We start from the raw sequence: 22,176 nt of genomic DNA on the forward strand, positions 1-22,176 counted from the left end.
GATTTAGTTTTTAACTTTAAAAAGATAAGAATTAGTACAGATTAGTATACTTTTGACTACTATAAATAAAACTTATACTTCAAACAACACCCAAATGAGGAATTTGGGTGGCAGTCTTACCAGCCACATCTCGGCACACACGTCACAAACTGTGGCTGCTCCCTTCCGGGCCTGACCAGGTTCGCCTGCTAGTGTTGCGAGAGGACCAATAAGACTACCATTGAGGGCCTTGGTTGGCGCGGGAGGGATTATCTCTACTTTTGCTGTGTTATTCAAGGGGAAACACAAAAAGAAAGTGCAATTGCATGTTAAACATACAATCGCACTGTTTTTTAAACGATTTAAGTAAGATTATTGATTATCTAACTCTTTTTTTACGTTGCGTAGTACAGCTTTTATTTTTTTCATGTTTTCAGGGCCCATGCGTAGCAGTTGTTTTTGTGCCGCCGGTAGGCGTTCCCATTCTGAGTAAGCATATTGATAAGTTACTGAATCACGTAACAGTGGCATATCCCCTTTTGGCTCTGGGGTATCTAGCAGCAATTCTATGGCGTCAGTAAGTGTTTGATTAAACGCATCACCTTGATAGCCAATTTCTGTATACGCATCATTGATAAGTGGTTTGTACTCATCGTATAAACGTACGATTTGTGCTGCACTCATGCTAGTAAAGATTTTTACATAAGGGGTATAACGCTCATAGCTGTTTGGATCAATGGTAAGAATATCACCCTCTACTACACTAAAGCCTTCTTCTAACTTAATAACAGGAGTGTGTTTTTGGGCAATTTTACCTTTGGCAAGATTATCTATAAATACCACACCGCGACGAATAACATCGTCGTTTATAACCAAACTCATAGCTGCATCACCTAAGTATTCGTCTAACTTAGCAACAACGACAGGATCGCTTTCATCAAGAGTAGGTAGTGGTTCTACTTGCGGCTCAGGCTCTACTGGGCGTGGTGTTGGCACGGCTAAATCAGCAGGCTTTTCAGGATTAACAGATGGGGCATTAACAACCGGATCGTTCTCTGGTTTTAGCTCCATCATGGGGCGCTCTGCTACGGGTTGCTCAACTTCGGTTGCTGTTTGTGACTCATCACTTGAGTTTAATAACACAAACGCTGCAGCAATAATGATAATAATTAAAATGATGCCTGCAAATAAAAGGTTATTATTCGGTGGACGTTTTTGAACATCTGACGCTGATGGTTGATCTGACATACGAACTCCATAAATATTAAAATGCGATAACAGTAAGAGTACCCTAAATGGATTTAATTCATAGCCTACACTAATAATTATTAACGTAGCTAAGGTATCCTTTGATTCTTCTAGCTTAAAGACTTACAGTTAATAAATAAAGTAAAGACGCTTAACCGCTTAATTGCAACGACGAAACTCAACTATGAAAATCAAGCAAATCGATAAAAACAAACCTAAAGTTGCTCTGTTACTGACCGGTGGTGGTGCACGTGCCGCTTACCAAGTTGGGGTTCTTAAAGCGCTCGCGCAAAGTATGCCGCGTACCGCCCCGCTGCCATTTACTATTATTAATGGTACATCTGCCGGAGCGATCAATTCAGCTGCGCTAGCAAGCTATGCTTCATGCACCCATTTGGCGGTACGTAAACTGGAATCTGTTTGGAAAAACTTTTCTACGTCAATGGTATATAAAAGTGATTTTATCAGCGTGTTTGGCCATTTAATGCGTAACATGCTGACTAGTTTTCAATCTGAACATATTAATCATCCACCAGCGAGCTTGTTGAATAATCAGCCTTTACGTAATTTACTTAATGAAATTTTAGATTTAACTCGCATTGAGCGTAATTTACACCGAAATTATTTAGATGCGCTGTCAATCACCGCATCAAGCTATACCACGGGTGATTCTGTGGCGTTTTTTCAATCTAATACACAGTCACCTTGGCGGCGCGCTAAACGCGAAGGCCAAGCGGCACGTATTAACGTTGAACATTTAATGGCGTCCAGTGCAATTCCTATGGTGTTTCCGAGCGTAAATGTATACAACCACTACTTTGGTGATGGCTCTATTCACCAATTATCGCCACTGAGTCCATGTGTCCATTTAGGCGCTGAAAAAATATTTATTATTGGTGTTGATCAGCCCAAAGAAGCTCATCCGCCGGGTTATCTACCTCACTTCCCAGGGTTATCCTCGATTGCGGGCCATTTGCTCGACAGTGTGTTTACCGACACCTTACAGTCAGATCTTGAGCGCCTTGAACGAATTAACCGAACTTTAGGTTTGTTACCTGGGCGTGATAAACACCAAGAATTAAAGCAAATACAAAGTTTTGTGATCAATCCATCAGAAAACTTTAATGCCATTGCTGCAAACTATTACAGTGATATGCCTTTAGCCATTAAAATATTACTGCGCATGATCGGGGTTAAAAAACGTTCTCAATCGAGTTTAACCAGTTACTTATTGTTTGAAAAACGCTATACCCAGCATTTGATTGAAATTGGTTATAAAGATGGTTTAGAGAAACTGCCACAGATACGCGAATTTTTAGAGCTCGATTAACAGTTAACTATTCACTAATCCGTACCATCGAGTAAATAGCACTCTACCCGCTCTACTCGTCGGGGTTTACCTTGTAGTACAAGAATATCTCCGGCGAGTAAAACAGTGTGCAGCGATGGACTATCAATTTCACGGTCTTTGCGTCGTAATGCTCGCACTGATACTTTACGTTTTTCGAGATTTAATTCATTAATATTTTTAGCAACCGCAAAGGCGTTTTCTGGCAGTGCCATAACGTGTAAATACTCAAGCCGCTCGGCGTTGTTTTCTTCACTATCAAATTGATCTCCAGCAAAAAAACCATGTAAAAATTGGTAACGGTTACGCCGCTCTTTGCTAACCCGCCTAACAATACGCGACATCGGCACGCCCGACATAGACAACACGTGCGACACTAACATTAAGCTCGCTTCTAGTGTTTCTGGCACCACCTCAGTCACGCCAAGCTCTTTGAGTGCTTCGAGATGACTATCATCGCGCATGCGTACCAGTATTTTCACGTCAGGAGCTATTTGCTTTATCGCATCGATCACGATTTGCGCATGTTCAAAATCGGTGAAAGTAATGATCACTAGTCGAGCTCGTTCGACTCCTGCTGATTTTAAAATATCTTTTTGTTTTACATGACCAAAAATAACGGGCTCTCCAGCTGCTTTGGCCTCTTGAACTAGTATTGGGTTACTTTCAACAGCAACGTACTCTATTGCTTCTGGCTTTAAAAACCGCGCAATAGTTTGCCCAACCCGAGAGAACCCACAGATCACTACATGGTTTTGATACAAGGTGCTACTGTTAGGCTGTTGCTGCCACTCACCGTTGGGATTTTTTAATACCCCAAGTTGTTTTAATAACCAAGGCGTCGATTCTATTAAATAAGGCGTTAAGCCCATCGACATGACTGCAATAGCAATTAAAAATGAGGCGTGATCTAAAGCTAATAATTGGTGTTTAGTAGCAAGCGCAATTAATACAAAACCAAACTCGCCCATTTGCCATAGCATGATGCCTGCTGCAATTGCATCTTGTTTTCGCTCGCCCATCAGTTGCGCTAAAAAAGTAATAACACCAATTTTTAATACTAGCATTAGCGCTAATGCAGCCACTATCCAATACCATACGCCAAACACATATAAAATATCGAGCTGCATACCGACAGTGACAAAAAATAGGCCCATTAAAATATCGCGAAATGGTCGAATATCAGCTTCTAATTGATGTCGGTACTGGCTTTCGCCGAGCATCATTCCTGCTAAAAATGCGCCCAGCGCCATCGATAAGCCAAATAAATACGTTAAGCCTGCGGCAAATAAGGCAACCACTAAGGTGGTCAAAACAAACAATTCATCGGTGCGCATTAATGCAACTTCGCTAAAGACTTTTGGCAATACCCACTTGCCTATCATCCATAACAACAAACATACAAATGCGCCTTTAGTTAAAGCGAAAGTCAGGGCCCAGGCAATGCCTTCAGTATCACTGCTTTGGGCCAGTAAAGGTAAAGTAATCAGTAACGGCACCACCGCAATATCTTGAAATAATAACATTCCGATAGCGAGCTGCCCTCGCCGCTGTTTAAGTTCGCCGGTTTCTTTAAGTAATTTAACCACCACCGCTGTTGATGACAGCGCCATTAATGTCGCAATAGTGAAACTGCTCAACAAAGACAAATCCATCAACAATAAAATCAGCATAAACACAATACTTGTGACAATTACTTGCAACGTGCCCAAGCCAAATACAATATTGCGCATTGCCATTAAGCGGCCAACAGAAAACTCCAGCCCTAAACTAAATAATAAAAATACAATACCAAGCTCAGCTACAAAATGTATTTCATGACTTTGCGCCATCCAGCCAATGCCATGACTACCCGCTAATAAGCCAGTAGCAAGGTAGGCGAGGATCGGCGGTAAGCCAATGCGCTTAAATAACCATACCAGCACCACAGCAGCCAGTAATAAGCCAAATATTTGAGCCAATACACTTTGCAAATAAACCTCCTATTTATACTGTTGCCATACCGTCAAAATTTTAGCTACTTAAGAGTTAACTATAGCAACTATCTGTTTTTCAGCCAGTTTGGAATAGTGGCACAAAAATCGCTTAGAAAAGTAATAACAAACTCCTAGGGGGAGAAAACCATGGAAAATGTCCATATTTTGACGCAGCGCATCTCGGCACGTGGCGAGTTTCTGCCGTTTTCGGCAGAGCATTACCGTAATAATGAACCTGCTGCTATTCATAGTTTGCTCGAAAAACTGCAAACAACGTTAAATATAGAAGAGCTATTAACTATTTATGCTGAGCATGCAAAACAAATCATAAATTTTTCAGGCTTGCAGTTTCAGTCGTCTCTTGGAGTGGCACAAATCCCTAATAGTGATAATAGTAAACCGCCATATTCATTTAATTTAGACATAAATAATGAACATTTAGGGCAGCTTATCTATTTTTGCCAATACCCGCTTTCGGGAAGTATCAAGCAAAAGTTAGTTGGCTTACACAGCGTATTGGTTTATCCATTACGTAATGCATTAATGTATAGCCGCGTGCTAAAGCTAGCTACTAAAGACACTTTAACAGGACTTAATAATCGTAGTCAGTTTGATGCTATTTTGGCTCAGAAATTAGAGCGTTTTCGCCGCCATCATCGTCCATTTAGTCTAATGTTGTTAGATTTAGATAACTTTAAACAAGTTAATGATAGCTACGGTCATAAAATTGGCGATGACGTATTACAAGAGTTTGCCAACGTTTTATGCAGTAGTATTCGCGGGACTGATTCTGTATTTCGTTTTGGTGGTGATGAGTTTGCAGTATTGATCGATGATCCTGAATTTACCACAAATAAAGTGATTGCTCAGCGAGTAATGCAGTTAGTGACTCAGTCAAGTTTAATGAAACAATATGAAGTCACCACCAGCATTGGATTTACTTTGGCAAACAGCAAAGATTGTGAGAATGAGATTTTTGCCCGCGCCGATAAAGGTTTATACAAGGCCAAAGCATCAGGGCGTAACTGCGCTAAAGCGTATTAATTAAAGGTAAGCCTAGTTCCCCCACTAGGCTTTCTTTTATAATTATACTAATTATCTGACTTGGCTAATAACTTATAACCTAATAGTGCTAAGCAAAAACCAAAAAAGAAACCACTAATTAGGTATAACAAAGCAGCCATGCTGGTTAGTGGTACAACAATGACCATTAATAATGGAATACTCACCCCAACAATAAAAAATAGTCCACCTTTACCTAACCAGTACGCAATTAAAATAATTGCACACATCAAACCACCTAAAACCGAATACGCTAACGTTAATAGCGCCAGCTCAAACATTACCGTGGCAATGCCCGCTATAACGGCTGTAACTATTAGCCCTAACGGTGCTTTATTGACTAGTGATAAACCAACATGTGGCTGTGACGTTGTCATGTTTTTATCTCCCAAAATATACCTTTTTCATCGGCGTGTTCTGCACTTATAAAATGCCCTACGACATAAACTAATTGCTCATTATAAAAAATAAGTGGCACATTAGCACGTAACCATGGCGCTACTTTTGCATCTTTAAACCAATGTTTAATGCTGTTGTGACCCGGTTTTTTAAGCGGTTTAATACGCGCCTGTGGACAATTAAACTGGACAGAAACGTGTTCATCAAGCAATGGTTTTCTAACTCCTATACCTGATAATTGTATTAGGGTACGACCATCTGAAAGTAACTGATTTTGAGCAGTTAGTGATTGGCTGTCAGGAACGCTTGTTTCACGTACAAAATATAAAAATTTTTGATGCCGGCGAACTTGCCCATCCGTTAACTGAATAAGTAGCTGCGCATCAGCTTTTGCTGTTAAACCTTGTGTAAGTATTTGCTGAGTTTGTTGTTGTGATGGCATAAGCGTCGTAAATTGTCCAAGCCAACAACGCAAAACATTTGCTTGGCGCGCAGCGCTAAAATTTGCTAGCTGTAAACAACTTAACCCTTGCTGGGTGTTTTGGCATTGCCTTAAATCTAACTGAGTGTATTCATCAAGTACATCTTGCTGCTGTTGAAGAAGGTTAACACTTCGCGCTGCGCTTTTCTCAAAGCCGGTAAATCGTTCACTTAATAGAGGCACTATTTGCTGACGAATAAAGTTGCGATCAAAGCGCTCATCCGTATTTGAATCATCGGTAATATGATCAAGCTTAAACTCGGTAGCAAATTGTTCAATACTGTGTCGTGTGGTGTTCAGCAGTGGCCTTAAACATTCTCGCCCAGAACTCAAGGTGCGAGTTTGCCGCATCGATGCTAAGCCTTGTAATCCTGAGCCCCGTTTTAGTCTCAATAAGAACGTTTCTAGTTGATCATTTAAGTGCTGCCCTAGCAAAATAATACTGCCGCTTGGGCTATGCTGATCAAGTGCCTGATACCGAGCATCGCGGGCGAGCTCTTCTAGACTCGTGCGTGATTTATTGGTGATTTTTACCTGAGCCGAGTAAAAAGGAACTTTTACTATTGCACATAATTTTTCGCAAAAATGCTGCCAATCGTCGCCATACTGACTTAAACCATGATTAACATAAACTGCGCTTAATTGCAGTTGCGGTATTTCAGCTTTTAGCGCATTCATTATATGCAGTAATACCACCGAATCCACACCACCAGAGAGCGCTACCGTAAATGCGGTTTTGTGCTCATCGGTATAAGGCGTAATGGCATTTTTTACTTGTTGGTATAACGATGTTGTTTGCATGAGTAACCATCAACTTAAATTTAGTAGTGCTCCAAGCTCCAAAGCATTCTAAAACAAAAAAGCCGCAATAGCGGCTTTTTTTCATCAATTTGGTTGTTTTGTTTATCTTAACAATAGCCAAACGACATTAAACGTTTATAGCGTTGATCAAGCATCTCATCCAGTGACAGAGCTTGTAAATCAGCTAAATCGCGCTTAAGTTGATTTTTCAGGTTACGCGCCATACCTTCGTAGTTACGGTGTGCGCCACCTAATGGCTCTTCAACTAAGCTGTTGATCAAATCAAGCTCTTTAACACGCTCAGCGGTTACACCCATCGCTTCTGCAGCAAGAGGGGCTTTATCAGCGCTCTTCCACAAAATTGATGCACAACCTTCTGGTGAAATCACCGAGTAAGTACTGTACTGCAACATGTTAACGCGATCACCTACACCAATGGCTAGAGCGCCACCTGAGCCACCTTCACCAATAACCGTACAAATTGTTGGCACTTTTAATGCTGCCATCACTTTAAGGTTACGTGCGATTGCTTCAGATTGGCCTCGCTCTTCAGCGCCAACACCAGGGTATGCACCTGGGGTGTCGATAAAGGTCATAATTGGCATTTTAAAACGCTCTGCCATTTCCATTAAGCGTAATGCTTTACGGTAACCTTCAGGCTTTGGCATACCAAAGTTGCGTTTAATTTTTTCAGCTGTGTCACGGCCTTTTTGTTGGCCAATAACCATCACTGGTTGACCTTCAAAGCGTGCAACACCGCCTAAAATTGCCGGATCATTCGCAAAAGTACGATCGCCAGCAAACTCGTCAAATTCCGTGAAAATACGCTCGATATAATCTCGAGTATAAGGACGCAACGGATGACGGGCTAACTGAGAAACCTGCCAAGCACCTAATTTAGAGAATATTTCCTCTTTCATTTTAGCGCTTTTCTCTTTTAATCGACTGACTTCCTCTTCTAACTCAAGGTCTAAATCGCCAGCGCGGCTTATATTTTGTAACTCTTCAATTTTTGCTTCTAACTCTGCGATTGGAAGCTCAAAATCAAGATAATTGAGGCTCATGCTCTAAACTACCTAATTAGTTAAATTCTAGTTCTACATCTTGCGCCGCCATTAACGATAACTTATGAATTAAGTCATCACTAGGCGTAACACACCATTCTGTCCCGAGGGTTAACTGTGCCAACGCATCTGGACGCTGATAGTAAACCTTAATCGGACAAGTACCAAACTTATAAGGTTCGAGTACTTTTTGTAATTTATCGAAGAAGTTGGCTTCGATTTGCACCATATTTAGCGTCATTTTAATCGCTTTAATACGTTTTTCGCGCGCTTGCGCGATGGTGCATATGTCTCTGGCGGTCATTGTAATACCACCGGAGAAGTTATCAAAGCTGACCTGTCCAGATATTACCAAGATATTGTTGATTTGCAGCATATCTTGGTACATTTCAAACTGTTCTGGGAATAAGCGTACATCAATACGGGCACTCTTGTCATCTAAAGTTACAAGCCCCCAACGATTTCCCTTTTTATTTACTAGTGTACGTGCAGCTATAACAAGGCCTGCAGCGGTTGATTGCACATCACGATTAGTTGGCTGTAAATCCACTAATTTACCACTGGTGTAATATTTCAGCTCTTTTCGATACTGATTTATTGGGTGCCCGGTTAAATATAAGCCTAAGGTTTCTTTTTCCCCATCAAGCCATTGGTTATCAGTCAGTGGCGTGGCTTTTATAAATGCTTGCTCGACTTCATCCGGCTCTGTCGCTAATAAACCAAATAAATCAGTTTGCCCTAACGACTCTGCTTTATGATGCTGATCAGCCGCTTTCATCGCGTCTTTTAAGCTTGCCAATAACGTAGCACGCGCTGGTTGCGTTTTCTCGGGACCGAGTTGATCAAGCGCACCGGCGTAAATAAGTTTTTCGGTTACGCGTTTATTGATACGTTTTAAATCTACCCGCGCACAAAAATCGAATAGGTCTTTAAATGGCCCACCGTTACTTCGCGCTTCTAAAATTGCATCTACAGGCGCTTCACCCACGCCTTTGATAGCACCAATACCATAAACAATTTCACCCTTGAGGTTTACTGTAAACTTATAGGCACCGGCATTTACATCAGGCGGTAATAAAGTGAGTTTCATGTTCTCACATTCATCAACCAAGGTGACGATTTTTTCAGTGTTATCCATATCAGCCGACATCACCGCCGCCATAAATTCAGCAGGATAATGGGTTTTCATCCACAGCGTTTGGTACGATACTAACGCATAGGCTGCGGAGTGCGATTTATTGAAACCGTAGCCTGCGAACTTCTCTACCAAGTCGAAGATCTTAATCGCCAGTTCGCCGTCAATGCCGTTATTTCGCGCACCATCTTCAAATGTTGAACGCTGTTTTGCCATCTCTTCTGGCTTTTTCTTACCCATTGCACGACGTAACATATCGGCGCCACCTAGGGTGTAACCTGCCAGTACCTGAGCAATTTGCATTACTTGTTCTTGATACAAGATAATGCCGTAAGTCGGCTCCAAAATAGGCTTTAAGCTTTCGTGTTGATATTGTGCATCTGGATAAGAAATTTCTTCGCGACCAAGTTTTCGGTCGATAAAGTTATCTACCATGCCTGACTGTAATGGCCCAGGACGAAACAAGGCTACCAAGGCGATCATATCTTCAAAGCAATCGGGCTTTAAGCGCCTTACTAAGTCTTTCATACCCCGGGATTCAAGTTGGAATACCGCGGTAGTTTCTGCTCTTAATAGCAGCTCTATACTCTTTTTATCATTCAGTGGAATGGTGTTGATATCTATTGACTCTTTGCCCTCTCGGGTTAAGCGCTCATTAGTCATATCAACTGCCCATTGCAAAATGGTCAGGGTTCGTAGACCTAAGAAGTCAAACTTTACTAATCCGGCGGTCTCTACGTCATTTTTGTCAAACTGAGTAACCGGAAACTTACCTTCATCGTCACAATACAGGGCGGCAAAATCAGTAATTGTAGTCGGTGAAATAACCACACCACCGGCATGTTTACCAGCGTTACGTGTACAGCCTTCAAGGATGCGACACATATCGATTAAGTCTTTTACTTCTGTATCGCCATCGTAAGCTTCTTGCAGGCGTGGCTCAACATCAAACGCTTTTGCCAACGTCATGCCGGGATCGCCTGGGATCAGTTTTGATATACGGTCAACAAATCCGTACGGGTGGCCAAGTACTCGGCCAACATCGCGTATTACCGCTTTTGCTGCCATAGTACCAAAAGTAATGATCTGTGATACCGCGTCTCGTCCATATAGAGCCGATACGTGATCGATTACTTCATCGCGTCTATCCATACAGAAATCGACGTCGAAATCCGGCATTGATACACGTTCAGGGTTCAAGAAGCGCTCGAAAAGTAAATCAAATTCAAGCGGATCAAGATCGGTAATTTTCAGCGCGTACGCCACTAACGAACCCGCACCTGAACCACGCCCTGGCCCAACTGGAATATTGTTATCTTTACTCCACTGGATGAACTCCATTACGATCAAGAAGTAACCAGGGAAACCCATTTGGTTAATTACATCGAGCTCGATTTGTAAACGCTCGTCGTATTCAACACGTTTTTCTGCTCGGTCAGCTTCATCAGGGAATAAAAACTGTAGGCGCTCTTCAAGACCGTCTCGGGATACTTTCACCAAGAAGTCTTCAATTTTTAATGAGCCGGTTGGGTAATCTGGTAAGAAATACGTACCAAGCTGCACCGTCACATTACAGCGTTTGGCGATTTCCACACTGTTTTGCAGCGCTTCTGGGATATCACTAAACAGCTCAGCCATTTGTGCTGGGGTTTTTAAGTACTGCTCTTCAGAGAAGCGCTTTGGTCGGCGTTTATCATCAAGCGTATAGCCGTCAAATATTGCTACGCGTATTTCGTGGGCCTCGAAGTTTTCAGGCTTCAAAAATACCACTTCGTTGGTAGCCACAACTGGCAATTGCTCAACGGTTGCAAGCTCAACCGCTAAGTGTAAATAGTCTTCTTCTTGTGTACGCTTAGTACGTATCAACTCAATATAGTAGTTATCACTAAAATGCTGTTTATAAAAACTAACCACCGACTCAACTGTGGCTGGGTTGCCTTTTAATAGCGCTTTACCTAAATCGCCATCTTTGGCACCAGAGAGTAAAATAAGCCCTTCTTTGTGCTCAACTAACCAATCTCGTTCAATAACAGGGCGATGAAATAAATGCCCACGTTGATACGCTTTAGAGATTAAAAGGGTAAGATTTTTATAACCGACATTATCTTTAGCTAAAATAACTAACCGACAAGGCCCTTCTGGAAACTCTGGGCTGTGTAACCAAAAATCAGCACCAACAATTGGTTTAATACCCGCATTATGAGCGGTGTCGTAAAAGCGCACTAAACCACATAAGTTCATTTGGTCGGTAATGGCCAATGCCGGTAATTGTAATTCCTGCGCTTTGGCGACAATCGGTTTAGTTTTCGCTAAACCATCGACCATTGAAAAGTCTGAATGTACCCGTAAATGCACAAAATCTGGAGCTGCCATTACTTCTCCTGCATCGCCAGTACACGTTGTACTGGTTTAAAGCTTTTACGATGTTCACTAATGGCGCCGTACTGCTCAAGAGCAGCAAAATGTGCCTTGGTTGGGTAGCCTTTATGACCTGCAAAACCATATTCTGGATAGCGTTTATCAAGCTCAATCATTTCATCATCACGGGCAACTTTAGCAATAATGGATGCTGCTGAGATCTCTGCCACTAGACTGTCGCCTTTTATTACGGCTTGTGCCGGCATACTGAGCGCAGGTAGGCGATTGCCATCGACAAATACAAACTCAGGGGTGGTACTTAAGCCTTCAACCGCACGAGTCATTGCCAGCATAGTGGCATGGAGAATATTTAACTCGTCGATTTCTGTGGGGCTACATCGGCCAATGGACCAACACAGCGCTTTTTCTTTGATCTCAATTGCTAGTGCTTGGCGTTTTTTATCGGTTAACTTTTTTGAATCCGCAAGACCAGCTATCGGTTTAGCTGGATCGAGGATCACCGCAGCGGTCACTACATCGCCAACTAATGGCCCACGGCCGACTTCGTCAACGCCAGCGATAAAGCTGAGGTTAGGTCGTTCAATTTGCATCTATAATCTCCGCAACAGCAGTGGCTGCTTGCTCACTAGCATTTAAGCGTATTTGCTGGTGAATGGCTAAAAAACGCGCTTTCAACTCGCGATTATCACTATTTAGCATTGGTTCAAGGGCGTTCGTTAGGTTTTCAACGCTGCAATCATGCTGCATAAATTCAGGCACTAGCTCTTCGTCAGCTAATAAGTTTGGTAACGAAAAGTATTTAATATTAAAAGTGAATAAACTTTTAAAAATCCAATAACTTAGGGCTTTTATTTTATAGCCAACCACCATAGGTTTTTTATAAAGCATCCCTTCCAGGGTCGCGGTACCTGATGCAATTAAAATCACATCTGCCGCTTGCATAGCAAGGTTCGATTGCCCATCCAACAACTGAATATTTAGTTGTGGCGCTGTAGCTGCCAAAATAGCACTAAATTGTGCTTTGCGTTGCTCATTTACTAATGGCACCACTATTTTTAAATCAGGATTTTTAGCTTGTAGCCCGGCCGCTGTTTTAAGGTAAGTTTCACTAAGCAACCCTACTTCTGAGCCTCGACTACCTGGCAATAATGCCAGTACTTTATCATCAAGGCTTAAACCTAATTGTTGACGCGCTGCGCTGTCGTCATGCTCAAGGGCAATATCATCAGCCAGTGTATGGCCAACAAAAGTACATGGCACATTATGTTTATCGTAAAATGCTTTTTCAAACGGTAATAAAGCCAGCACCATATTGGTTGCAGCGCTGATTTTGTGGATACGTTTTTCTCGCCATGCCCACACTGATGGACTTACATATTGAATCGTTTTAATCCCAGCATCTTTTAACGGCTTTTCAACCCGTAAATTAAAGTCAGGTGCATCAATACCTATATAAACGTCTGGCGGGTTATCAATAAAGTGTTGGACTAGTTGCTTGCGAATTTTTAATAACCGCGGTAATCGGCCTAGCACTTCCACTAAGCCCATTACAGCTAACTCTTCCATATCAAATAAGCTACTACAGCCTTGCGCCTGCATTTTCGGCCCTGCAATACCTTCAAAAATGGCATCAGGGTAGCGCTGTTTCAATGCTTTAATTAGGCCTTCACCTAAAATATCACCAGAGAGCTCTCCAACTACAATCGCTATACGTAGTGGCTGTTTATCTTTATTCATGGCTGTTTTTTATTCACAAGTCAACAAGACGGTCATAGGCATTAGTCTAGCTTGTTTTACTGCGCGATTAAATGACACACCCTGAATAAATTAGAGAAACCTTCTGCAACGTACCTTTACTGATACAATCAGAACTATTTGCCTGTTTTTCAAACATATATTGGTAAATAGTTAAGCTCTGTGTTTCACTAACTAAAGCCGATTAAAAAGCGTCGCATTAATCATAATGGGGTAATATTTATCCATGTTGTGATTGACAATAATTAACCAAAAGAGAATAATGCATAAAGTTTCAATGATTACTGAAACTTTATTAACTAACTTTTGCTTACTTTATTTGTTTTGTGACTCGCCCGCACATTCAAGGAGCTATAAAAAATGATAGATGAAACCTTTGTGGATCTATCGCGATTACAGTTTGCTGTCACCGCCCTGTTTCACTTTTTATTTGTACCACTGACTCTAGGTATGACCTGGATTTTAGTGATCATGGAGTCGGTTTATGTAATGACCGGCCGAGAAATCTACCGTGATATGACCAAGTTTTGGGGTAAACTATTTGGCATTAACTTCGCCATTGGTGTAGCCACAGGCCTTACCATGGAGTTTGAATTTGGTACTAACTGGTCTTATTACTCTCATTATGTGGGCGATGTATTTGGCGCTCCCCTTGCAATAGAAGGGCTAATGGCATTCTTTTTAGAATCGACCTTTGTAGGTATGTTCTTTTTAGGCTGGGAGCGGCTCAGTAAACGCCAGCATTTAGGTGCAACCTTTTTAATGGCTATTGGTACTAATATGTCTGCGCTGTGGATATTAGTCGCTAATGGTTGGATGCAAAACCCTGTCGGTGCTGAATTTAACTATCAAACTATGCGCATGGAAATGACGAGTTTTGCCGAGCTTGTGTTTAACCCTGTCGCACAAGTTAAGTTTATTCATACTGTGTCTGCGGGCTATGTTGCCGCATCCATGTTCGTATTGGGGATCAGTAGTTGGTATATCCTTAAGGGCCGTGATCTCGCTTTTGCAAAACGCTCTTTTTCAGTCGCTAGCGGCTTTGGTTTAGCCTCAGTATTGTGTGTTATTTTACTTGGCGATGAATCAGGCTATGAAGTCGGTGAAGTACAAAAAGTAAAACTGGCAACCATTGAAGCTGAATGGCACACCGAGGAAGCACCCGCTGCGTTTACGTTAGTTGGGATCCCTGATTCCGATAAACAAGTGACCCATGCTGCCGTTAAAATCCCGTATGCACTAGGCTTAATAGCGACCCGCTCGCTAGATGAGCAAGTCATCGGCATTAATGATTTAGAAAAACAACATGAAGTGCGTATTCGTAACGGTATGATCGCTTATAAATACCTTGAAAAACTGCGCAGTGGTGATGACTCAGCTGAGAATATTGCTAAGTTTGACACCCTCAAAGCTGATTTAGGCTACGGCTTATTGTTAAAGCGTTATACACCAAATGTAGTGGATGCAACTGAAGCACAAATTCAGCAAGCCGTTAAAGATTCGTTCCCTCAAGTAGGCCCGATGTTTTGGTCATTTAGGATCATGGTTGGCTGTGGTGTGATTATGCTGGGCGTATTTGTATTGTCTTTTTATTACAATGCACATCGTGTGATTGAACAAAAACGTTGGTTATTGTGGGCTGCGGTGTGGAGTATCCCTCTACCTTGGATAGCAATTGAATTTGGCTGGATAGTTGCCGAGTATGGCCGTCAGCCGTGGGCAATCTCTGAAATACTGCCAACCTTTTTAGCGACCTCGTCACTGACTGTCAATGATATTTTAATAAGCTTAACCGGCTTTATCGTCTTCTACACCGGCCTTGCTATTGTCGAAGGCTGGCTGATGCTGCGATTTGTAAAAATAGGACCAAGTTCATTGCACACTGGTAAATATCACTTTGAACATTTAGATGACCATACTAATGGCGACCAAATAACTGACGAGCAAGGAGCAAAATCATGATTTTCGATTATGAAACGTTAAAGTTACTTTGGTGGGTTATCATCGGCGTATTGTTAATTGGTTTTGCAATCACCGATGGTATGGACATGGGCGTGGCTATGCTTATCAAGTTAGTTGGTAAAACCGACAGTGAACGCCGTGTGGTGATCAATACGGTAGGTCCACACTGGGATGGTAACCAAGTATGGTTTATCACCGCAGGTGGTGCCTTATTTGCAGCGTGGCCGATGGTTTATGCGGCTGCATTTTCGGGCTTTTACTTTGCTATGATGTTGGTATTGTTTGCCTTATTTTTTAGACCTTTGGGTTTTGACTATCGCAGCAAAATTGACTCTCCACGCTGGCGTAACAATTGGGATTGGGGCTTATTTGCTGGCAGTGCCATTCCTGCTCTGGTATTTGGCGTGGCCTTTGGCAATCTGTTTTTAGGTGTGCCATTTAGTATTGATGAATACCTTAGAACCAGCTACCAAGGATCTTTCTTTGCATTATTAAATCCATTTGCCTTATTAGCCGGCTTGATCAGCGTAACTATGTTACTTGCCCATGGCGGTATGTGGTTACAGCTGCGTACAGACAGTGATGTTGCTCGTCGCTCAGCGCAATATGGTCGTTATGCACTGTTAGCATTCATCGTGTTATTTGCTGTTGCAGGTATTTGGATTGCTAATCTTGATGGTTACCAAATAATCTCGATGGGTGATACGCAAGGCTTTGCAAACCCACTAGATAAAACAGTAACCACCTCTGCAGGTGCTTGGTTAAACAATTATCAACAAATGCCTTTAACTATGCTGTTCCCTGCGGTCGCTTTTTTAATGGCTGCATTAGCGTGGATATGTTCAAAAATTAATAGACCGGGCCTGGCATTAATAGCAACAAGCTTAATGCTTGGCGGTGTGATCATGACGGCTGGAATGTCCTTATTCCCATTTATTATGCCATCAAGTAATCACCCTGATATTAGTTTAACAATATGGGATGCGGTTTCTAGCCATAGAACATTGAATGTAATGTTTATTGCAGTAAGTATTTTTGTGCCACTTATTTTACTTTACACCACATGGTGTTATGTGAAAATGTGGCGCAAAGTAACCGTAGAAGAAATTGAAAATAACAGCCATGGCAGTTACTAAGGAGATTTGATCTATGTGGTATTTTGCTTGGATACTCGGTGTTTTATTAGCCTGTACGTTAGGTGTGATCAACGTTATGTGGTACGAATTTGGCCAGAACAAAGACAGTATCGCTGACGACGAACAAGAATTACACGATAGGCTTAATCGCCAAAATGACGACTAACCCCCGACCAAATCGCGCGCAGCAAACTACGCTACGCGCGTTTTTAAAAACGCATTCCAATCACGCTGGCAGTCTTTTAAAAATCAGTATTGCGCTAGGAACATTTAACGCATTATTGATGATTGCCAGTGCTTATTTAGTGGCACGATCAATTCATTTAGTGATGTTTGAACACGCCAATTTAGCCACTATTACCCCTTTACTTTGGCCATTAGCAGCATTGATTTTAGGGCGCGGAATATTGCTTGGATTTTCGCAGCGCATAAGTGCCCAAGCCGCACTTAAAATTAAAACTGCAATGCGCCATGCTTTACTCGAGAAACTCACCTTACTTGGGCCAAGTTATATTGAACAACAAGGTCATGGCGCGACTTTAAACACCCTACACAATGGTGTTGAAGCACTGCACGATTATTATGCTAATTATTTACCGAGCGTGGCTTACAGTGCGCTTATTCCTTTGGCTATCCTGATGGTGATTTTTCCTACCGATTGGAAAGCTGGGTTGATTTTTTTATTCACCGCCCCCCTAATTCCGTTTTTTATGATTTTGGTTGGCCACAAAGCAGAACAACTGAATCAACAACGTTGGCAACAACTAGCTGTGTTGGGTAATTACTTTTTTGACCGCTTACAAGGCTTAACCCAACTAAAGTTATTTAATGCGACTACGCGCGAACTAAAACAAATTGCCAAAATTTCCGATGACTTTCGCCATGCGACTTTAAACGTATTAAAAATCGCATTTTTATCATCTTTCGCACTCGAGTTTTTAGCGACCATTAGTGTCGCGTTAGTAGCGGTGATAATCGGTTTTCGGTTGTTTTTTGGTACCTTAGATTTTTCGACCGGCTTTGTTGTACTGTTACTTGCCCCGGAGTTTTATTTACCGCTGCGCCAACTCGGCAGCCATTACCATGCCCGATTAGAAGGGATTAGTGCCGCTGCTGATATGCTAAAAATATTGAATGAGCCACTCCCTGCTAAGGCTCTTGAGAACATACAACCAAATACTCAAAATAGCTTAAACTTACCAAGTATCGAACAACTAAATATTGATAATTTAAATTTTCATTACCCACAAAGTAATGAAGGCGTTAACAATATAAACCTTACATTTGCAGGCACAGGCCTGTATGCCATCGTTGGTCAAAGTGGTGCTGGTAAAAGCACCTTACTCGATTGTTTATTAGGGTTTCATCCTCAGGTGATCGGTGCTGTTACGGTAAATCAACAACAATTAGCCGCATCACACATTAAGCAATGGCAGCAACATATTGCCTGGATCCCACAACAACCTACTTTATTGTTTAACAGTATCAAAGCTAACTTACTATTGGCCAAACCGGATGCCACACTCACGCAGCTAGAAACTGCAGCAGAGCAAGCTGGTGCACTTGAGTTTATCAATCAATTACCAGAGGGCTTTGACACTCAAATTGGTGAACAAGGCGAAGGACTCTCAGGCGGGCAAAAGCAGCGGATCGCTTTAGCTCGGGCATTTTTAAAACAAGCGCCAATTTTGATCCTTGATGAGCCAACCGCACACCTCGATAGCCAAACTGAGCAACAGGTGCAAGCGGCTATCAATCATTATGCACAGCAACATCTCGTTGTGGTGATAGCCCATCGCTTAAATACCATTGCACAAGCTAAACAAGTTATTGTAATGAAAGATGGTGCTGTTATTGAACAAGGTAGCTTTAAAACCCTCATCGATAACCAAGGCGCGCTGTTTGATTTAGTGCATGCAAGGAGTAAACAGCATGACTAATTTTTTACGTTTATTAAAACTGTGTAGACCGCACCTAGGTGCAATGCTGTTAGGGGCATTTTTAGCAACCTTAACAGTACTGGCAAACGTTGGCTTATTGGCTATTTCTGGTTGGTTTTTAGCCGCCATGGCTGCGGCTGGCTTGGCCGGCACGCAAATGAATTACTTCACACCAGCCGGCACAATTAGATTTTTGGCAATCGTAAGAACCGCCTCTCGTTACGGCGAGCGATTGGTAACCCACAACGCCACCTTTTTATTATTAAGTGAAATTCGTGTCAGTGTTTTTAACACGCTAAGCCAGCTAAGCAATGTTGATTTAGCCATGAGCCGCAGCGCCGATCTATTTAACCGCATGCAAAATGACGTTGAAGCGCTCGATAAATTTTACTTAAACGTATTATTACCAATGATTGTTGCGCTAATCAGCGTGCCAATTGTGGTTGCAATTATGGCAGCCTACAACAGTAATGTAGCGCTACTATGCTTTACTGCACTCTTAATAGTAGGCGTTGCCCTGCCGATCATACTGAGTAAACAACTTCAGCAAACTGCCGACCTCGAAACTCACTATTCGGCGACTTTACGTGCTGAATTATCAGATACCCTAAGTGGCTTACGAGAGCTGGCTATCTATCAAGCCACCGAGCAACAAATTGAGCAATGTCGGGCAGCCAGTGAACGCTATAATCGGCAACTATTTGTTCGCCATAGCGCCGAAGCACATAGTAATGGCGTATCACTATTAATAGTACAACTGAGTATGCTCGGTGCCATTATGATAATTGCACCGCTAGTTTACAGCGGAGCTATGGCCAATGTTGAACTGGCAATGCTTAGTTTATTTGTGCTTGCTAGTTTTGAAACGGTGCTAACGCTGCCAAATGCGTTTATTCAATTGCCCGTAGCGCTAAGCGCTGCAAAGCGTATTTTTGATTTAGAAGATAAACTGCGCCCTGAAACTACAAGCGTTCAGGAGTCGTTATCAGTGCAACCTTTAGGGCTTGAATTTAAAGATCTTAGTTATTGTTACCACAGTGATACTTTTGCGCTTAACAACTTAAGTTTTGCGATTGAGCCACTGCAAAAAGTCGCGATTGTGGGGCAAAGCGGCAGTGGGAAAAGTACGCTGGTTAATTTACTCAGTGGTTTATGGCCACAGCAAAATGGTGAGATAAATCTAACTTCAGCAGACAAAACCATAGCAATTAACACGATCAGTCAACAAAATCGCTGCGAACTGATTAACATAGTCGCACAACAACATCATATTTTTGATGGCACCATTGCTGAAAACTTACGCTATGCGGCGCCCTCAGCAACTAAACAACAAATGCGCACAGCCTGTCAACAAGCACAGTTAGGTGATTGGCTTAGCGAGTTAAAACTAGGATTAGACACCCGCTTAGGCACAGGTGGCAGAAGTTTGTCGCGTGGGCAATCGCGGCGTTTAGCGTTAGCGCAAGCCTTACTCAGAGCACCGGCTATTTTAGTGCTTGATGAGCCAACCGAAGGCCTCGACAATCAATCGAAGCATCAAGTTATGGATGCGATATTAACCAGCATGCAGCACTGTACTGTGATCAGCATAACTCACGACCCTGCCTTACTTGCCAATATGGATAACGTAATTTGGTTAGAGCAAGGGCAAATAAAAGCGATTGCAACGCATCAGCAACTATTAGCAGAGCAACCTGAGTACGTGAACTTGATCACACGCTTTTAATCAATTACTTCAACGGTTACGTTAATAACGCCCGAGCTTGGCTCTGCGAGTTGCTCAAACGCATGCTTTGTTAAATCGATGATACGGCCGCGAATAAAAGGACCGCGATCATTCACTCTAACGACCACTGAACGGTTATTTGCTGTGTTTGTGACTTTAACTTTGCTGTTAAAAGGGAGCTGTTTGTGCGCCGCAGTCATGGCTTGTTGGTCAAACTTTTCACCACTAGCGGTCAGCCGACCATGGTATTTATCGGCATAAAAGCTAGCATTTCCCTGCTCACGAATACCTGTGCTTGTTGCAGAATAGTTTGTCGGCGAGCTACTACAGCCAGCTAAAATAGCCAGTGCTAAGCTAATTAAAAGTGCTTTAATCAAAATTCAACGCTCCCTTAGAATGCATAAAGGTAGCAGGTATCAACAGAATGCATAAAGGTAGCAGGTATCAACTGAGCTGCAACTGAATTAAAGTAAATACAAAACAGTGAATACAAAAAAGCCACCAAGTTAACTTAATAACTGGTGGCTTTTATACACAGCATAAACGAATTAACGAATAATACCGCGTTCAGAATTTTTCACAAAATCAACCATTAACTGTACTGCTGGGTACTTAGCGGCATCATCAGCAAGCGCTGCAAGTGCCTCTTCAACACCTAAGCTCTTGCGGTATAATGTTTTATAAGCACGACGTGTTGCCATTACTTCATCGCTTTCAAAACCACGGCGTTTCATGCCTTCAGTATTAATTGCAACAGGACCTGCTGGCGTACCTATGGTTGTTACAAACGGCGGCACATCTTTGTTGACGCCAGAGTACATACCTACAAAGGCATGTGCCCCCACTTTACAGAATTGATGAATACCTGAATTACCCGCTAAGATAACCCAGTCACCAATATGTACATGGCCTGCAACAGATGCATTATTAGCAAAAATAACGTTATCGCCAATCACTGCATCATGAGCTACGTGAGTGTAAGCCATAAATAAATTATTGCTGCCAATCTTAGTCACACCTTGGTCTTGAATTGTACCTCGGTGGATAGTCGCGCATTCACGAATAACATTGTTATCGCCAATGATAAGTGTGGTTGGCTCATTATTATATTTTTTGTCTTGGCAGGCTTCACCTACAGACGCAAATTGAAATATATGATTGCCTGAACCTATTGTTGACGGACCTTTGACCACAACATGGGATTCGATAATGCAGTTGTCACCAATAACCACATCGTTGCCAATGTAGCTGTAAGGGCCAACTGATACATTATTACCTAACTTTGCACCTGATTCGATTATCGCTGTAGGATGGATCACAATTAAAGCTCTCTTCTCGCACACATGATTTCGGCACTACATACTATTTTGCCATCAACTTTTGCTTCTGCTGCAAACTTCCAAATATTACGACGCTCTTTTAAAAATTGAACGTGTAAATGCATGGTGTCACCAGGCGTTACTGGTTGTTTAAAGCGCGCATTATCTATCGCTGCAAATAAATATAGTTCATTTTCACTGCGATTTTCGACAGTTTTAAAACCCAATAAACCGGTTGCCTGTGCCATGGCTTCTAAAATTAATACACCAGGAAAAATTGGCTGGTTAGGGAAATGGCCGGTAAAAATCGGTTCATTAAAAGTTACGTTCTTAATTGCATGTAATGATTCACCAGGGGTGTAATCAAGCACACGGTCAACTAGTAGCATCGGGTAACGATGCGGAAGTAAGCTTAAAATTTCTTGTATATCAAGGCTATTTAATTCGTTTGCCAAAATAGCATCCT

The 22,176-nt window shown here is 42.1% G+C and carries 18 protein-coding genes and 1 other RNA gene; 7 read left to right on the plus strand and 12 right to left on the minus strand.

What is annotated here, in order from left to right:
- Positions 1 to 114: 114 nt before the first annotated feature.
- An RNA gene (gene ffs, locus H5180_RS12510) (signal recognition particle sRNA small type) lies at positions 115 to 211 on the minus strand.
- Between the two features lie 140 nt (positions 212 to 351).
- Positions 352 to 1,227, minus strand: coding sequence for a DUF3014 domain-containing protein (locus H5180_RS12515; RefSeq protein WP_145240520.1), 876 nt, complete (start codon positions 1,225 to 1,227; stop codon positions 352 to 354).
- A 184-nt stretch (positions 1,228 to 1,411) separates the two neighbouring features.
- Between H5180_RS12515 and H5180_RS12520 the strand changes: the two genes are divergently transcribed.
- A complete protein-coding gene (locus H5180_RS12520) occupies positions 1,412 to 2,557 on the plus strand; it encodes a patatin-like phospholipase family protein (protein WP_145240518.1) in 1,146 nt (381 codons plus the stop codon).
- Between the two features lie 14 nt (positions 2,558 to 2,571).
- Here the strand turns inward: H5180_RS12520 and H5180_RS12525 are convergent, their stop codons facing one another.
- Positions 2,572 to 4,548 (minus strand): monovalent cation:proton antiporter-2 (CPA2) family protein, encoded by a 1,977-nt coding sequence (locus H5180_RS12525; protein WP_145240516.1) that lies wholly within the window; start codon positions 4,546 to 4,548, stop codon positions 2,572 to 2,574.
- A 150-nt stretch (positions 4,549 to 4,698) separates the two neighbouring features.
- Between H5180_RS12525 and H5180_RS12530 the strand changes: the two genes are divergently transcribed.
- On the plus strand, positions 4,699 to 5,595 hold the full coding sequence (locus H5180_RS12530) for a GGDEF domain-containing protein (RefSeq protein WP_145240514.1): 897 nt from the start codon (positions 4,699 to 4,701) through the stop codon (positions 5,593 to 5,595).
- A 47-nt stretch (positions 5,596 to 5,642) separates the two neighbouring features.
- On the opposite strand, the gene H5180_RS12535 is transcribed toward H5180_RS12530, so the two are convergent.
- The 6 genes from H5180_RS12535 to lpxB form a co-directional block, all read right to left on the minus strand.
- Positions 5,643 to 5,990 (minus strand): hypothetical protein, encoded by a 348-nt coding sequence (locus H5180_RS12535; RefSeq protein ID WP_145240512.1) that lies wholly within the window; start codon positions 5,988 to 5,990, stop codon positions 5,643 to 5,645.
- The gene (tilS, locus tag H5180_RS12540; RefSeq protein WP_182758331.1) at positions 5,987 to 7,294 is read right to left on the minus strand and encodes a tRNA lysidine(34) synthetase TilS; all 1,308 of its coding nucleotides are present in this window, start codon (positions 7,292 to 7,294) and stop codon (positions 5,987 to 5,989) included. The genes H5180_RS12535 and tilS overlap by 4 nt, the downstream gene beginning before the upstream one ends.
- A 107-nt stretch (positions 7,295 to 7,401) precedes the next feature.
- A complete protein-coding gene (gene accA / locus H5180_RS12545) occupies positions 7,402 to 8,358 on the minus strand; it encodes an acetyl-CoA carboxylase carboxyl transferase subunit alpha (RefSeq protein WP_145240508.1) in 957 nt (318 codons plus the stop codon).
- 16 nt (positions 8,359 to 8,374) lie between these two features.
- Entirely contained in the window at positions 8,375 to 11,866 is a 3,492-nt protein-coding gene (dnaE, locus tag H5180_RS12550) for a DNA polymerase III subunit alpha (protein ID WP_145240506.1), read from the minus strand.
- Complete coding sequence (rnhB, locus tag H5180_RS12555) at positions 11,866 to 12,462, minus strand: ribonuclease HII (RefSeq protein WP_145240504.1); 597 nt, start codon at positions 12,460 to 12,462, stop codon at positions 11,866 to 11,868. The genes dnaE and rnhB overlap by 1 nt, the downstream gene beginning before the upstream one ends.
- The gene (lpxB, locus tag H5180_RS12560; RefSeq protein ID WP_145240502.1) at positions 12,452 to 13,609 is read right to left on the minus strand and encodes a lipid-A-disaccharide synthase; all 1,158 of its coding nucleotides are present in this window, start codon (positions 13,607 to 13,609) and stop codon (positions 12,452 to 12,454) included. The genes rnhB and lpxB overlap by 11 nt, the downstream gene beginning before the upstream one ends.
- 378 nt (positions 13,610 to 13,987) lie before the next feature.
- Here lpxB and H5180_RS12565 point away from each other — a divergent pair, with 378 nt between their 5' ends.
- From H5180_RS12565 to cydC, 5 genes are read left to right on the plus strand one after another with little or no spacing between them, the layout of a single operon-like run.
- Positions 13,988 to 15,589 carry a cytochrome ubiquinol oxidase subunit I gene (locus tag H5180_RS12565; protein ID WP_182718679.1) on the plus strand — a complete coding sequence of 534 codons (1,602 nt, stop codon included), beginning with the start codon at positions 13,988 to 13,990 and terminating at the stop codon, positions 15,587 to 15,589.
- The gene (gene cydB, locus H5180_RS12570) at positions 15,586 to 16,725 is read left to right on the plus strand and encodes a cytochrome d ubiquinol oxidase subunit II (RefSeq protein WP_145240499.1); all 1,140 of its coding nucleotides are present in this window, start codon (positions 15,586 to 15,588) and stop codon (positions 16,723 to 16,725) included. Before H5180_RS12565 ends, cydB begins: the two co-directional genes overlap by 4 nt.
- A gap of 13 nt (positions 16,726 to 16,738) precedes the next feature.
- Entirely contained in the window at positions 16,739 to 16,891 is a 153-nt protein-coding gene (gene cydX, locus H5180_RS12575) for a cytochrome bd-I oxidase subunit CydX (protein WP_064667585.1), read from the plus strand.
- Entirely contained in the window at positions 16,881 to 18,665 is a 1,785-nt protein-coding gene (gene cydD, locus H5180_RS12580; RefSeq protein ID WP_145240497.1) for a thiol reductant ABC exporter subunit CydD, read from the plus strand. The genes cydX and cydD overlap by 11 nt, the downstream gene beginning before the upstream one ends.
- The gene (cydC, locus tag H5180_RS12585) at positions 18,658 to 20,391 is read left to right on the plus strand and encodes a thiol reductant ABC exporter subunit CydC (protein WP_182731384.1); all 1,734 of its coding nucleotides are present in this window, start codon (positions 18,658 to 18,660) and stop codon (positions 20,389 to 20,391) included. The genes cydD and cydC overlap by 8 nt, the downstream gene beginning before the upstream one ends.
- On the opposite strand, the gene H5180_RS12590 is transcribed toward cydC, so the two are convergent.
- From H5180_RS12590 to fabZ, 3 genes are all read right to left on the minus strand, one after another.
- Positions 20,388 to 20,771: a septal ring lytic transglycosylase RlpA family protein gene (locus H5180_RS12590; protein WP_182758352.1), complete on the minus strand. Its 384-nt coding sequence runs from the start codon at positions 20,769 to 20,771 to the stop codon at positions 20,388 to 20,390. The two genes, cydC and H5180_RS12590, sit on opposite strands and share 4 nt — an antisense overlap.
- Positions 20,772 to 20,939: 168 nt before the next feature.
- On the minus strand, positions 20,940 to 21,710 hold the full coding sequence (gene lpxA / locus H5180_RS12595; protein ID WP_145240493.1) for an acyl-ACP--UDP-N-acetylglucosamine O-acyltransferase: 771 nt from the start codon (positions 21,708 to 21,710) through the stop codon (positions 20,940 to 20,942).
- Positions 21,711 to 21,712: 2 nt separating this feature from the next.
- A complete protein-coding gene (gene fabZ, locus H5180_RS12600) occupies positions 21,713 to 22,165 on the minus strand; it encodes a 3-hydroxyacyl-ACP dehydratase FabZ (protein WP_145240491.1) in 453 nt (150 codons plus the stop codon).
- Positions 22,166 to 22,176: the final 11 nt, after the last annotated feature.

Source organism: Pseudoalteromonas sp. SR41-4 (genome assembly GCF_014163985.1).
GTDB classification, from domain to species: domain Bacteria; phylum Pseudomonadota; class Gammaproteobacteria; order Enterobacterales; family Alteromonadaceae; genus Pseudoalteromonas; species Pseudoalteromonas rhizosphaerae.

Excerpts from the sequence above, each read along its gene's own strand:
- H5180_RS12515 (WP_145240520.1), bottom strand. The coding sequence starts at position 1,227 with ATGTCAGATCAACCATCAGCGTCAGATGTTCAAAAACGTCCACCGAAT.
- H5180_RS12520 (WP_145240518.1), top strand. The coding sequence starts at position 1,412 with ATGAAAATCAAGCAAATCGATAAAAACAAACCTAAAGTTGCTCTGTTA.
- H5180_RS12530 (WP_145240514.1), top strand. The coding sequence starts at position 4,699 with ATGGAAAATGTCCATATTTTGACGCAGCGCATCTCGGCACGTGGCGAG.
- H5180_RS12535 (WP_145240512.1), bottom strand. The coding sequence starts at position 5,990 with ATGACAACGTCACAGCCACATGTTGGTTTATCACTAGTCAATAAAGCA.
- tilS (WP_182758331.1), bottom strand. The coding sequence starts at position 7,294 with ATGCAAACAACATCGTTATACCAACAAGTAAAAAATGCCATTACGCCT.
- accA (WP_145240508.1), bottom strand. The coding sequence starts at position 8,358 with ATGAGCCTCAATTATCTTGATTTTGAGCTTCCAATCGCAGAGTTAGAA.
- dnaE (WP_145240506.1), bottom strand. The coding sequence starts at position 11,866 with ATGGCAGCTCCAGATTTTGTGCATTTACGGGTACATTCAGACTTTTCA.
- rnhB (WP_145240504.1), bottom strand. The coding sequence starts at position 12,462 with ATGCAAATTGAACGACCTAACCTCAGCTTTATCGCTGGCGTTGACGAA.
- lpxB (WP_145240502.1), bottom strand. The coding sequence starts at position 13,609 with ATGAATAAAGATAAACAGCCACTACGTATAGCGATTGTAGTTGGAGAG.
- H5180_RS12565 (WP_182718679.1), top strand. The coding sequence starts at position 13,988 with ATGATAGATGAAACCTTTGTGGATCTATCGCGATTACAGTTTGCTGTC.
- cydB (WP_145240499.1), top strand. The coding sequence starts at position 15,586 with ATGATTTTCGATTATGAAACGTTAAAGTTACTTTGGTGGGTTATCATC.
- cydX (WP_064667585.1), top strand. The coding sequence starts at position 16,739 with ATGTGGTATTTTGCTTGGATACTCGGTGTTTTATTAGCCTGTACGTTA.
- cydD (WP_145240497.1), top strand. The coding sequence starts at position 16,881 with ATGACGACTAACCCCCGACCAAATCGCGCGCAGCAAACTACGCTACGC.
- cydC (WP_182731384.1), top strand. The coding sequence starts at position 18,658 with ATGACTAATTTTTTACGTTTATTAAAACTGTGTAGACCGCACCTAGGT.